General features: G+C 34.4%; 13 protein-coding genes. 7 read left to right on the forward strand and 6 right to left on the reverse strand.

Annotated features, from left to right (window positions below):
- Positions 1-14: 14 nt before the first annotated feature.
- Positions 15-1,082, reverse strand: coding sequence for an A/G-specific adenine glycosylase (mutY, locus tag VB776_RS14130; protein WP_323697363.1), 1,068 nt, complete (start codon positions 1,080-1,082; stop codon positions 15-17).
- Between the two features lie 349 nt (positions 1,083-1,431).
- Here mutY and VB776_RS14135 point away from each other — a divergent pair, with 349 nt between their 5' ends.
- From VB776_RS14135 to VB776_RS14155, 5 genes are all read left to right on the forward strand, one after another.
- A complete protein-coding gene (locus tag VB776_RS14135; protein ID WP_184135073.1) occupies positions 1,432-1,716 on the forward strand; it encodes an HU family DNA-binding protein in 285 nt (94 codons plus the stop codon).
- 117 nt (positions 1,717-1,833) lie between these two features.
- A complete protein-coding gene (locus VB776_RS14140) occupies positions 1,834-2,691 on the forward strand; it encodes a tetratricopeptide repeat protein (RefSeq protein WP_323697364.1) in 858 nt (285 codons plus the stop codon).
- Positions 2,692-3,418: 727 nt separating this feature from the next.
- Entirely contained in the window at positions 3,419-4,975 is a 1,557-nt protein-coding gene (locus VB776_RS14145; protein WP_184135077.1) for an Rne/Rng family ribonuclease, read from the forward strand.
- Positions 4,976-5,061: 86 nt separating this feature from the next.
- Positions 5,062-6,390 carry an AAA family ATPase gene (locus VB776_RS14150; protein WP_323697365.1) on the forward strand — a complete coding sequence of 443 codons (1,329 nt, stop codon included), beginning with the start codon at positions 5,062-5,064 and terminating at the stop codon, positions 6,388-6,390.
- A 79-nt stretch (positions 6,391-6,469) separates the two neighbouring features.
- Entirely contained in the window at positions 6,470-7,525 is a 1,056-nt protein-coding gene (locus tag VB776_RS14155; RefSeq protein ID WP_323697366.1) for a 5-methylcytosine restriction system specificity protein McrC, read from the forward strand.
- Here VB776_RS14155 and VB776_RS14160 read toward each other — a convergent pair.
- The 5 genes from VB776_RS14160 to VB776_RS14180 all read right to left on the reverse strand — a co-directional run bounded on the left by VB776_RS14160 (position 7,512) and on the right by VB776_RS14180 (position 12,579).
- Positions 7,512-8,069, reverse strand: a complete 558-nt coding sequence (locus tag VB776_RS14160) for a DUF6702 family protein (protein ID WP_323697367.1) — start codon at positions 8,067-8,069, stop codon at positions 7,512-7,514. The genes VB776_RS14155 and VB776_RS14160 overlap by 14 nt on opposite strands.
- Positions 8,070-9,458, reverse strand: a complete 1,389-nt coding sequence (rseP, locus tag VB776_RS14165) for an RIP metalloprotease RseP (protein WP_323697368.1) — start codon at positions 9,456-9,458, stop codon at positions 8,070-8,072.
- Between the two features lie 76 nt (positions 9,459-9,534).
- Complete coding sequence (locus tag VB776_RS14170; RefSeq protein WP_323697369.1) at positions 9,535-10,686, reverse strand: 1-deoxy-D-xylulose-5-phosphate reductoisomerase; 1,152 nt, start codon at positions 10,684-10,686, stop codon at positions 9,535-9,537.
- 178 nt (positions 10,687-10,864) lie between these two features.
- Positions 10,865-11,485, reverse strand: coding sequence for a rhomboid family intramembrane serine protease (locus VB776_RS14175; protein ID WP_323697370.1), 621 nt, complete (start codon positions 11,483-11,485; stop codon positions 10,865-10,867).
- A 122-nt stretch (positions 11,486-11,607) separates the two neighbouring features.
- On the reverse strand, positions 11,608-12,579 hold the full coding sequence (locus VB776_RS14180; RefSeq protein WP_323697371.1) for a polyprenyl synthetase family protein: 972 nt from the start codon (positions 12,577-12,579) through the stop codon (positions 11,608-11,610).
- 160 nt (positions 12,580-12,739) lie between these two features.
- Between VB776_RS14180 and VB776_RS14185 the strand changes: the two genes are divergently transcribed.
- Positions 12,740-13,555 (forward strand): exonuclease domain-containing protein, encoded by an 816-nt coding sequence (locus VB776_RS14185; protein ID WP_323258640.1) that lies wholly within the window; start codon positions 12,740-12,742, stop codon positions 13,553-13,555.
- Between the two features lie 193 nt (positions 13,556-13,748).
- Positions 13,749-14,078 (forward strand): NADH-quinone oxidoreductase subunit NuoK, encoded by a 330-nt coding sequence (gene nuoK / locus VB776_RS14190; RefSeq protein WP_184137192.1) that lies wholly within the window; start codon positions 13,749-13,751, stop codon positions 14,076-14,078.
- Positions 14,079-14,089 lie beyond the last annotated feature (11 nt).

A 14,089-nucleotide genomic window follows, 5' to 3' on the forward strand; every position in this document is an offset into this window, starting at 1 on the left:
TAAAAATCTATTTTTTATTCAAATACGTACTCTTTTAAGTAATTATTTACCAAGGTTGATTTAGGTAAATCATCAACTTCATTGAGGTTGTACCATTCAAGTTCTTGCGGCAAATGTAAGAGAAAATGATTATCTACTTCTAAATGCCAAAATTTTGTTTGTATGCGCTGATGAGTAAGTATATGAGTGTATATGCTTGATTCTCTTTTGATTAAGGAATTTTTTATTAATTCAGACAAGAAAGTGTCTTCCATAGCAAGATACGATAAATCTTGAATATTTTCCTCAATTTCTTTCAGATAAAAATCATACATCCCTTCCCAAACATCTCTTCCTAATCTTTTACGCATGGCAAAATTACCATTTTGTTCGATGATAAAGTAATAAAAAAAACGTTCTTTTACTTTTACCTTTTTAGTTTTTATGGGTAATAAGGATACTTGTCCTGTAGCGTTGGCAATACATTCCATCGCCAGTGGACAAAACATGCAATTTGGCGAAGCAGGAGTACACTGCATCGCTCCGAATTCCATAATGGCTTGGTTGTGCGTTGCCGAATCACTTGCTGGTAATACACTTTCAGCCAATTGTGTAAATACTTTTTTGGCATCTTTCCCAGAAATATCAGTCACTTCGCCAAATACTCTTGAAAGTACTCTATAAACATTACCATCTAAAACAGCTACTTTTTCACCAAAAGCGAAAGAGGCAATCGCCGCCGCAGTATAAGTACCGATTCCCTTTAATTTTAATAATTCCGAATACTTTTCTGGAAATATGCCCTTATAATCTTCCACAACCATTTTGGCGGTTTTGTGCAAATTCCTTGCTCTGGAATAATAACCCAAACCTTGCCAAAGCCTGAGTACTTCGTTTTCATCAGCATTGGCTAAATCTTGTACAGTAGGGAAGGCTTCCATAAACTTATAATAATAAGGCATGCCTTGCGCCACCCTGGTTTGTTGAAGAATAATTTCGGATAACCAGATGTAATATGGGTTATGAGTGTTTCGCCAAGGTAAATCTCTTTTGTTTTGAAGATACCAATTCGTAATTTTTTTTGAGAAAAAATCGTTTTTCAAGGGATGAGTAGTTTGTTTGTTCACAAATAGAGATTTGTACTTAAAATGAGTGATTTTGTTGCTTTTTCAAGAAAATCACTTGAAAATTGATATTCGAGAACGGTTTTCAGTTTTGGCAAACGGTTCAAAATTAAGCAATTACGAAAAAAAAGTTCGGATAATATTTTTTTGTTTCTTTCATAATTCAAACCAAAGCCGTACCTTTGTGACCCTTAATAATCAAGGGGTTACGAAAGTAATGATTTCATCACTAAATTCAAGGTGAACTCTACCGTTATTTTCAATGCTGAAATGCAACCAATCATTATTTGTTTAACATATTTTTTATTAATCCTAAAATTTTCAAAAAGTGACTAAAGCAGACGTAATCGCAGAAATTTCAGACAAGACTGGTATCGACAAAGCAGATGTATCAAGTGCAATTGAGTCTTTCTTTTCGGTAGTTAAAGACAACCTTGCGAATGGTGAACCAATTTATGTAAGAGGTTTCGGAAGTTTTGTAAACAAGAAAAGAGCACACAAAATTGCTCGTAATATCTCTAAGAATACTTCAATTGAGATTCCAGAACACTTTATTCCTAGTTTCAAACCTGCAAAAACTTTTGTAGAACAGGTTAAGTCAAACGCAAAATAGATTAAGTTTAGTTGTCTGTTCAAATTCTTTGTTATCCGTGGGTGGCGCTTTAACAGTGATTTGGGTTTTAAATTTACCTTAACAGATAAATTAATAGCTTAAAAAACTTAAGAAATCATGCAAAAGTCTTTTATCATTATCATCGTAATTGCCTTCGGTTTAGTTGGCGGTTTGTACAGTTTACCCAAAGTAGTTGTTAGCGATGAGAAAAGGACGTTAGAGCAATCTTCAAATGAAGTCCCTGCTGCAACTGCTAATCGTGATAAAACGACAGCATCGAAAACGGAAGAGAGTGCCGAAAGCCATGGAGCAACATTGAGTGTTGAACAGCAACGTGTGATTGCGCAATTGAAGGGGAGTTATTTGAATGGGAGTACTGCGAAAGTAAAAATGAAGGCAGCGGATGAATTAATCGCTAAATTTGTGGAATACACACGCTTCGACAGTGCTGCTTATTATGCCGAGGAAGTAGCCAAAATCGAACCCTCAGAAATGAATTTGATGAAAGCAGGTAATTTGTATTACGAAGCATTTACCTACTCGCTTCAAGCAGAAAAAACAACTGTGTTAGGGGAAAAGGCCAGAGAGATTTTCACGAAAGTTTTGGCGAAAAATCCTGAAAACTTGTTGGCAAAAACCAACATGGCAATGACTTACGTTTCAACTTCTACGCCCATGCAGGGAATTACGATGTTGAGAGAAGTAATTGCAAAGGAACCAGATTATGAACCAGCTTTGTTCAGTTTAGGTATTTTATCGATTCGTTCAAATCAGTTTGGAAAAGCGGTTGAACGTTTCAAACAAATTTTAAAGAATAACCCGTCGAATTCAAAAGCGGCTTTGAATTTAGGATATTGTTTAGCTGAACTAGATAGAAAGGAAGAAGCCAAGGAAATTCTTGAAAAAGTACTGAATAATAGTACAGATTCACAAGAAAAAGCCGCAGCAAATGAAATTCTGTCAAAATTAAAGTAATATTGCATTTTAAATATTACTTTTCGAGCTTCTTTAGCATCAGAAATACAAAAAAATTAAACATATTTTTAACATTTAAATCCTTTTATAATCATGCCTTGCGGAAAAAAAAGAAAGAGACATAAGATCTCAACGCACAAAAGAAAGAAGCGTCTTAGAAAAAGTAGACATAAGAAGAAGTAGTTAAGGCAATAAGGAATGGGCAAAGTAAATATTTATTACGACTCTTTTTTCCTTTCGCCTTGGTACCCAAAAAACAGGCAGAATCTCCTTTGTGGAATTTGCCTGTTTTTGTTGTTTTTGTGAGATTGTTTGCTTGAAAGAAAAGTTTAATTACATAAAGGTTTCATTCTCAGTTTTTTATGTAATTATTGGTCATGACGTCTAGGGGATATGTATTGATTTTGAAGAAATTCACTGAGTATTAATACTTGGTGTTTTAATTGTTAATAAATGAAATTTAACGAGATTATTTATAAAATCATTTGCTTAACCAAGATATTCACCCACATTAAAGTCAACTTAAAAAATTAAATTACAGACAGATTTTATTTAATAATTATCGCTTTCAAACGATGATTCCCCTAATAAAAAATCGATTTTTTCCTTTTTTTCTAGGCTCGCACATATCTGTAATTTTCTAAATTTTAAAGACTTAACTCAAAAGCATACTCACTAACTACGACGTCCTTCATATCTCTTTCATTTCTAAATGCTTTAATCACCTGTGAGTAATGAATTAATTATCAATTCGACTCCCAAAGGTGACCGCATAGCTTTGTTGCAAGACAAGCGTATTGTGGAATACCACTTAGAGGAGTCTGAACCACACTTTTCAGTCGGAGATATTTATCTCGGGACGGTCAAGAAGATGGTAACGGGATTGAACGCTGCCTTTATTGATATCGGTTATGAGAAAGATGCCTTTCTGCATTATCATGATTTAGGCCCGAATGTCAACTCCCTCAACAAATTTACGAAAGAGGTTATCGCTGAAAGATTACAGTCTGGACGATTAGATAACTTTAAGCTAGAACCTGAAATTGACAAGCACGATAAAATTGATAAAGTATTAAGTAAAAATACGCCGATTTTAGTGCAAGTTGTAAAGGAACCTATCTCGACAAAAGGTCCTCGTTTATCTTGCGATATTTCTATTGCAGGACGTTACACAGTTTTAGTTCCTTTTTCGAATGGGGTGAATATCTCCAAAAAAATTACCGCAAAAGCTGAACGCCAGCGTTTACAACGTTTGATGTCTTCTATTAAGCCTGCGAATTTTGGAGTGATTGTAAGAACAGTAGCCGAAGGAAAAGAAGTAGAGGAATTGGATAAAGACCTCCGTGAATCCATCGCTAAATGGGATGCTGGTATGAAAGCACTGAAAAGTGCAAAACCACGTGACAAAATAATCGGTGAGATGAGTCGTGCGACATCAATGTTGCGTGATTTGTTAAATGAAAATTTTGATAGCGTTGTTGTTGATACACCCGAATTGTTTCAAGAAGCTCGCAATTATGTTTCGAATATTGCTCCTGAAAAGGAAAAAATTGTGAAACTTCATCAAGGCAAAAACAAAGTTTTTGAACAATTAGGGATTGAAAAACAACTGAAAATGTTGTTTGGTCGCTCAGTAAGTTTACCGCAAGGTGGTTATTTAATTGTGGAACATACAGAAGCTTTACACGTAATTGATGTAAACTCTGGTAATAAATCTAACAATGAGGATGGTCAAGAAGCGACGGCGCTGAGTGTAAACCGTGAAGCTGCTAAAGAGATTGCTCGCCAGTTAAGACTGCGAGATATGGGCGGAATTATTGTCATTGACTTTATTGATATGAAAAGACCTGAAAACAAGAAATTGATTCAGGATATCATGAAAGAAGAAATGAAAACCGACCGTTCGAAATATACCATTTTGCCTTTGACGAAGTTTGGTTTAATGCAAATTACTCGTCAACGGGTTCGTCCTGAGATGAATGTAGTTACGGCAGAAAACTGCCCAACATGTGGCGGAACAGGTAAAATTACAGCAAGTATTGCTATTTCGGATATTATCGAGCATCATCTTGAACACATTCTTGAGAAGCAAAACGAAAAGAAACCAACAATTTTATTACATCCATTTTTACACGCATATTTTACAAAAGGTTTCCCTTCAATTCGTATGAAGTGGTTCTTTAAATATAAAACATGGGTGAATTTAATTCAAGATACTTCCTTTGGAATTACAGATTTTAAATTTCTGAACGACCATAGCGAACCAATCGAATTAAATGGATAAACAATCGTTACTTGTAAAAACAGCCTGATTTCTTCTTGATTTCAGGCTGTTTTTTTTGCCTATATTTGTATAAATATTATTCTGAAATGCCTCAAAAAAACGCTAGAAATTATTGGTGGTTAAATGTTAATCCACGTATTTGGTCGATAGACTCGTTCAAACTTGAACAAGTACAGGCATATACTTCCCACAATGAATTTGACCATAAACGTAGAATTTATAAGTATTTTGAAGCGGTAAAAAAAGGTGACTTGGTAATTGGTTATGAATCTACACCAGTAAAACAAGTAAAAGCTATTTTTGAAATTACAGAAGCACTTCATTTCGACCCTTATCTCGGCGAAATTATTTCCTTTAAAATGAAGGAGAAAGTTCCTGAACCCATTGATTGGGTTGAGCTAAAGTCAATTCAATTTTTTAAAGATTCAGAAGTATTAAAGAATAATCAAGGAAGTTTATTCAAAATTACGGAAGATGAATTTGAAGCGATTCAAGCCATGATTGATGCTCAGAAAGAAGCAATGATTAGTGAAGATGTATTGATTCCTTATGAAAAAAAAGATGCTTTAGTCGATTTATTTATGGACGAAGAGCAGTTTGAGGAAATACTTGAAACACTGAAATACAAGAAAAATATCATACTTCAAGGTCCTCCAGGCGTGGGTAAAACTTTTATTGCCAAGCGTTTGGCTTATACTTTGGTCGGAACGCAAGATGATTCTCGGATAAAAATGGTTCAGTTTCATCAATCATACTCTTATGAAGATTTTATTCAAGGTTTACGACCAGATGGTGATGGCGGTTTTAAACTAAAAAATGGTGTATTTTATGAGTTTTGTCGCCAAGCACAACGTAATGCTGGCATCGACCATTTCTTCATTATTGATGAAATAAACCGTGGAAATTTAAGTAAAATTTTTGGTGAATTATTACTCCTGATTGAGTCTGACAAGCGTGGAAGAGTAAACGAAATGCCTTTAACTTATGGCGATAAAGATTCTGAGCCTTTTTATGTGCCTGAAAATTTGTACATCATTGGCACGATGAATACGGCTGATCGTTCTTTGGCAATGATTGATTATGCTTTACGCCGCCGTTTTGCTTTTATTACTCTAGAACCACTTTTCAACCAAAAGTTTATCACGTATTTGGTTCAAAAAGGAGTGGAGATGGGCTTTGCAGAAAGACTCAGTAAAGCAATTACTCAGCTAAATCAAGTGATTTCGAATGATAAAAACCTGCAAAAAGGTTTTCAGATTGGACACAGTTATTTTTCAACTTTTGCTAACGAAGAAGATACTCGAAAATGGTATCGCCGAATTGTAAACCTAGAAATCGCTCCACTTTTAGAAGAATATTGGTTTGATAATGAGGAGAAAGTTAAAACTGAAGTGAAGAAATTACTGGATATTTAACTTTAGGCTGTAAGTTGTAGGCTTTAGAAATTAAGAATAAAAAACACTCCTCACTCCACATTCAAAACTCCACACTCAAATGATTCCTCTCGAAAACATATATTATTTACTCTGCTACGCTTGGAATCGGCTGGAGGAAAAAGAGTTGATAAATGTTTCTACGCTTGAAGTACCCGATTTGCCTAATTTATTAGCCAAAGTACTTTTAAAAGGAATGAAAGTGTTGATAAATCGTGGCTTGGAAAAACAGTATATTGCTGAACAAAACCACTATCAAGGCATTAAAGGAAGAGTAGATTTTAATTATTCATTTCGTAAAAACCTTTTTCAGCAAGGTTTGGCAATGTGCGAGTTTGATGAACTTTCAGTCAATATTTTACCTAATCAAATCTTAAAAACTTCGTTACAAAATGTTGTAAAACTGCCAACGCTTGATAGAAAACTAAAAAGAGATATTCAGTCGGTTTTGTATCAATTAATAGCTATTGATGTAATTGAAATTAGAAACGATACTTTTTCCAATATTCAGATTCATCGGAATAATTTTTATTATCTTTTCCTATTGAATATTTGTGAATTATTGTACCAAAATCTATCCATTCATGAAAAAACGGGTGAAGTAAAATTCAAAGATTTCCTGCGAGATGAACGTCAAATGGCTAGACTTTTTGAAGAATTTATCCGTAATTTTTATAAAATAGAAGTGCCAGAAGCAAAGGTTTTTCGAGAAGATTTACATTGGCAATTTACGGGAGAACAGATGCAGTTTTTACCCAAAATGCAAACAGATATTTCAATCAAATTGCCTTCAAATCGGAAGATTATTATTGATGCAAAGTATTATGCTGAAACACTTCAGCATTTTTATGATTCCGAGAAAATACATTCTCGGAACTTATACCAAATGTTTGCGTACTTGAAAAATCAACCTAATCAACAAGCGGAAGGAATTTTGTTGTACCCAACTGTCCAGAAAAGTTTGAGCCTCACTTATACTTATGAGGAACATCGAATCAGGGTAGAAACATTGAATCTTAACCAGCCGTGGACGGAAATAAAAAGAGATTTACTGTTGATATTAGATAGAAAAAATGACGAGTTGGAAACTCGTTCTACAAAAATCATTCAAAATTGATAGAGAAAATTTTTGTTTTTGCATTGAAAATAAAAGACGTCTTTTCTTCCTTTACAAAGACATTTACAATATTAGTTTGGTCTTCAAACATATCAATGAGTACATCATTTTTTAATTTTAATCCAGAAATAGCTTCATTTATGGGTAATTCTAAGTAAATCCAAGTGGCATCTCCTTCTTTTTCTTTTCCGATGTATTGAATTGCTTTGAGTTGATTCTTTGAATTAACCAACATAAAGTGTTTTTTCACGTACTGTTCTACCAAAGCATCGTTTTTATCGTTGTTTTCGATAACGATTTTCTTGTTCTGATTATCGTGCGAAAGCACTTTTTCCAAATCATCTGTAAATACTCTTAGACTCACTTCAAATCCTTTACTTTTAGCATTGTAACGCATTTCGGTAAGGCTAGTATGAAATGCGTGAAAAGCATTATTACTTAGCTTGAAACTACTTGAAAGAATGATAATTCCTAAAAGTAAAAACCTGCCAAGATTGCTCATCTTGACAGGTTTGAAAATGTTGTTATTTTTGATAGCCGTCATTTATTTAAAAAATGCTTTGAATGCTCCATTTCCTAACACAAAAACCATTAAGGCTAACAAGATTACAGTACCAACTTGTTGGGCTCTTTCTAATACTTTTTCCGATGGCGGGCGACCAGTGATGATTTCATACAATAAAAACAAAGCATGACCACCGTCAAGTGCAGGAATTGGCAATAAATTCATAAATGCTAAAGCCATTGAAAGTAAACCTGTTAATGACCAGAAATTTAACCAGTCCCAGTGGGCACCGTACATTGCTGCAATTTCAAAAGGTCCACTCAAAGCTTTATCAGCACGAACATCACCTGCAAAAATCTTTTTGAAACCTTTAACATTCTTTACTACAACATCAAAAGCATCAGTTGCACCCATTACAAAGGCTTGACCAATGGTATAATCTTCATGCGAGAGTTTGATTAAACGTTCTGTCATAAAACCTAGCGTGCCTATTGGGCTGACAGTCATGTTAATGGTATCTATTTTTCCTTGTCTTTCAATACCAAAAGCAACATTTTTGCCAGCATATTTTGTTAAACTATCTTTCAATAATTGATAATAAACAACTGGCTGTCCATTCATAGTCACTATTTTATCACCCGATTTTAAACCTGCTTTAAAGGCAGGTAAGTCTTCTGGCTCAGATTTTCCAAAAAGTTTACTTAGCAAAGAAGGCTTTTTAGGTTCTGTTACTTGGGCGATTTTAAATGGAAATAATGGTTGAATAAATTGATCTTTTTCATCCGATAATTTATTCAAGAAGTCAGAAGGAATAACTACTTCAATAGTTTTTCCAGCACGTTCTACAGTATAAGAAACATTGTCGTCGAGAATTGCACCGCCGATTTCGCCATATTCTTTGAAGTCTTTACCGTTTACTTTCAATACTTTATCGCCAGTTCTGAAGCCAACTTCTTGAGCCAACCTTCCTGCATAAATACCGTTTTTATTTAATTCGTCTTTAGCGATATAATTATTTCCAGTTTTATAATTGATACCGAAGTAAATAGCAATTCCTAAAATTACGTTGACAATAATTCCACCGAGCATTACGATTAAACGTTGCCAAGCTGGTTTCCCTCGGAATTCCCAAGGTTCAGGAACAGCAGATAATTTAGAGGCATCTTGAGTTTCATCAATCATCCCTGCTATCGAAACATAGCCACCTAACGGAAACCAACCTAAACCATATTCTGTATCACCGATTTTCTTTTTGAATAAAGCAAAGTTTAAAACAGTAGGTACTGGAAACAAAAAGTCGAAGAAAAGATAGAATTTATCAACACGCATTTTAAACCATTTTGCGGTAATATAATGCCCAAATTCATGTAAACTTACTAAAATTGACAGTCCTAAAATTAACTGTCCTGCCATAACTAAACCGTCCATTTGTTAAGTGTTATCTCGTAAAATTAAAGCTTTACGATTTGTGTTCTAAGATTTTTTTACTGATTAAATATTAATATTAAACTAGCGTTTGGGCTAGTCTTCTTGTTGCTTGGTCTGTCTGAATATAATCATCAATACTTGGCTTTTGAATAAAATCAACTTTACTCATACAATTTTCGATGAGGTCAGACATCTCTAGAAAACCAATTTTATCTTGTAAAAAGGCTTCAACGGCAATTTCATTCGCTGCATTCATGATACAAGGAAGATTTCCACCTTTGTCCATTGCTTCGAAAGCTAATTGCAAGTTACGAAATGTTTTCGTATCAGGTTGTTCAAATGTGAGAGAAGGATATTTTGTGAAGTCGAAACGTGGAAAATCTGATTTTATTCTGTTCGGAAAACCTAAAGCAAATTGAATAGGCAATTTCATATCAGGTAAGCCCATTTGTGCTTTCATAGAACCATCTTCAAACTGAACCAAAGAATGAATGATTGATTGCGGATGAACGATTACTTCAATTTGTGAAGCTTTCAGACCAAATAACCATTTTGCTTCAATTACTTCCAAGCCTTTGTTCATCAAACTGGCAGAATCAATCGTGATTTTTGCACCCATTACCCAATTTGGGTGTTTCAAGGCTTGTGCTTTGGTTACTTTTTCCAAATCTTCACGTTTTTTCCCTCTGAAAGGACCGCCTGATGCAGTTAAAATTATTTTTTCGATTGGATTATGAAATTCGCCAACCAAGCATTGAAAAATAGCAGAATGTTCAGAGTCAACAGGGTAAATGTTTACTCCTTTCTCAGCTGCCAATTTTGTGATTAATTCTCCAGCAACAACTAAAGTTTCTTTATTGGCAAGTGCAATATGTTTGCCTGCTTCAATGGCTTTGATAGTAGGCAATAAACCTGCGTAACCAACCATCGAAGTAAGAACTATGTCAATAGAATCCATTTGTACCACAGATTCTAAGGCTTTTGCACCAGCGTAAACCTTGATTCCTGCCGAATCTAATGCTGAATGTACTTTATCGTATAAATCGTCATTACCAATTACCACACAGTTGGGCTTGAACGCTAAACTTTGTTCAATTAATAAATCTGCGTTGTTTTGGGCTGTTAATACTTCTACTTCGAAGATGTCTTCGTTGGCTTTTATTACTTCTAAGGCTTGTGTTCCGATTGAACCAGTTGAGCCTAAAATGGCAATTTTCCTTTTTTGCATAAATGATATTAGCCTCGAGCAATTAGCTGTAAGCTATGAGTCTTATTATCAGACGATTCTTAAATTAGATTATTGATAAAGTCTAATTTTATTTCCCAATACTTACTCTTAAAATTATCAGTAAGAAATTTTAGATGGGATTAATTGTCTTTTATTTGATTGGATTAATGATATAAAATTAAAGAGCCCAACCCAGAATTTGGCTAATAAAGTGCGAAAATAACGAAGGTTTTAAGAGTAATGTAAAAGCAATACCAAAAGCAGCTCCATAAAGGTGAGCAGCATGCCCAATATTATCTAAATTTCGTTTCGACATATAATAAGAGTACGCCGAATACAAAATGGCATAAATAAAACCTGGAATACCAATAGCAAAGTATATATAGATTTTAGAAAGAGGGTCGAATAGAATAGCCGAGAACACTACTGCTGAAACGCCACCTGATGCACCTAAGGCATTATAATAAGAATTGTTTTTATTATCCATAAACCCTGGAATACCTCCAGCAATTATTCCACCCAAGTATAAAACAGCATAAAAAATAATACCTGTACTTTCGCCAAAAACCTGAGTGAAATAAAATTCTAATACGTCTCCAAAGAAATATAAACTTAACATATTAAAGAGTAAATGTCCGTAATCTGCATGAATAAAACCAGCAGTTAAAAAACGAAAATACTCTTTGTAGCGATAAACGGAATAGGGATTCATAATCCATTTATTCATAATATTTGGATTGTTCCAAGCATAAAAGCTTAGAGCCACAGTAAGGACAATTAAGATTAGTGTTAATGACATATTATTTTTTTAGAATATCTGTGGAAAAGAATTTGAAAGAAATGACAAATCCTCAATTTTATAAAACAAAAGCAGTCGAAACAATTGGTTCGACTGCCAGTATCTTTCATTACAAATTTACGTTAAACCTCTCTATCAATCAAAGTTTCAGCAAATGTTCGTAGCATAAGCTTTCTATCTTCATCAACTTTTAGTGAATCTAATGCTTCAAAAGCTTTATCGAAGTAAGTATTAATTTTTATTGTCGCTACCTGACGAATACCCAAAGAATCATAAATAGCTGTTACGGCTTTTACTTTTTCGGTAGCGTCAAACTCTTTCAAAGAAAGCCATTTATCTAAAGCTACTTTGGTTTCGCCATCGGCTTTTTCCAAAGCTTCTATCAACATAAAAGTTTTTTTATTCGAAATAATATCGCCACCTACTTGTTTCCCAAATTTCTCAGGATCTCCGTAAACATCTAATAAATCATCTTTTAATTGAAAGCCCAAACCAATATTTAAGCCAATATTATAAAGTAAATCACAAGACTTTTCGCTTGCTCCACCAATAATTCCGCCTAATTCTAAGGCATAGCCCAAGAGTACAGAGGTTTTTAATTTAATCATTTCTAGATATTCTTCTTCGCTAACGTTTTCACGATTTTCGAAATTCATATCCAATTGTTGTCCTTCGCAAACTTCTGCGGCAGTACGATTAAATCTTTTTAAAGCTTTTTTAAATTTAGCATCTTCTACAAACATCAATAATTCGTAAGCTTGTACAAGCATTACATCGCCCGAAAGAATGGCAGTATTATCATTCCATTTGGCATGAACTGTCGGTTTGCCACGACGCAATGGTGCTTTGTCCATGATGTCATCGTGCATTAAAGTAAAATTATGGAAAACTTCTACCGCTGTAGCTGGTTTAATTGCTTTTTGCCAATCGTCTGTAAATAAGGCTGTTGCCATTAAAGTCATTAATGGTCTCATCCTTTTACCACCCAAAGACATTAAATAGCGGATGGGTTCATATAATTCTTCGGGATGTTCACCGTAAGTTTGCTGGGAAAATTCTTCGTTGAGAGCTTGTACGAATTGTGTAAGTTTCATTTAATAATTGATAGTTTCTCTTTGAGAGTAACGCACTCCATGTTAGAAATGTTATGAATTGTCAAAAATAGAAAGAAGAATTTAAAGTCTCACTCGTTTCAGATTTATTTTGGCTAACTTTGCAAAACCTCTAAACGAGGTCTATATTAGTCTATATTATATGCTCAACCATCAGCTCAAACTCCGTAAACCACTTGCCGTTTTTGATTTAGAAACGACAGGTGTAAATGTTGTCAAAGATCGCATTGTCGAAATCAGTATTGCCAAAGCTAATATTGACGGCACTGTGACAGTAAAAACCCGTCGTGTAAATCCCGAAATGCCGATTCCACTCGAATCGTCACTTGTGCATGGAATTTATGATGAAGATGTTGCCAATGAACCCACTTTCAGACAAATAGCTAAGTCGATGGCTCAGTTTTTAGAAGGTTGCGACTTGGCAGGTTTTAATTCTAATCGTTTTGATGTTCCTATTTTAGTTGAGGAGTTTTTAAGAAACGAAGTAGATTTTGATATTAAGAATCGTCGATTAATTGATGCACAACGTATTTTCCATTTGATGGAACCTCGTACTTTGTCGGCGGCCTATAAGTTTTATTGCAAGAAAGAATTAATTGATGCCCATTCGGCAGAAGCAGATACGATTGCTACTTTAGAAGTACTGAACGAACAAGTGAAGTATTATGAAGGCGTGAAAATTAAAGACAGCAATGGCGTAGAATTTGAGCCTGTAAAAAATGATATGGATGCTTTGCATGAAATCACAGCGTCTAAATTGGTTGACTTTGCTCAAAGAATGGCATTTAATAAAGAAGGAATCGAAGTAATCAATTTTGGTAAGCATGCAGGCAAGCCAGTTGTTCAAGTATTAAAAGAAGAACCTTCTTATTATGATTGGATGATGAAGGGCGATTTCCCGATGGATACCAAAAGAAAACTCACAGAAATAAAGCTTAGGGCTTTCAATAACAAGTAAATTAGCATAAGACAAAGGTCAGGTCAGAATAAACCTACACTTTTGTCTTATGTTTTTATGCTTTTATCAGTTTTTCCTTAATTTTGCTGATAAGTTTTCATTATTACTTTGTCTGTAAATAAACAAATAGGTCTTTTTGATTTAGCAAAACAAGTTTCGTTTTAATAAGTTCTCAAGCAGAAACGCAATACTCATGCAACAAATACCTGATGTCATCCGAGAAATACCCTTGAACTATTATGTTTGGTTCAGTGCAGCATTATTTTGTATCGGAATTATTGGCGTATTAACACGCCGCAATGCAATCATCATCTTCATGTCAGTTGAACTAATGCTCAATTCAGTAAATTTATTACTGGTTGCATTTTCTTCTTACAAAGCTGACCCCGCTGGGCAAATCTTTGTGTTTTTTATCATGGCAGTAGCAGCAGCAGAAGTAGCAGTAGGGCTAGCCATTATTGTGATGATTTACAGAAATATCCAGACAATTGATGTTGGTTTGTTGAATAAATTGAAATGGTAATCTTCCAATTT

Origin of the sequence: Arcicella gelida, assembly GCF_034931025.1 — a bacterium.
GTDB lineage: Bacteria > Bacteroidota > Bacteroidia > Cytophagales > Spirosomataceae > Arcicella > Arcicella gelida.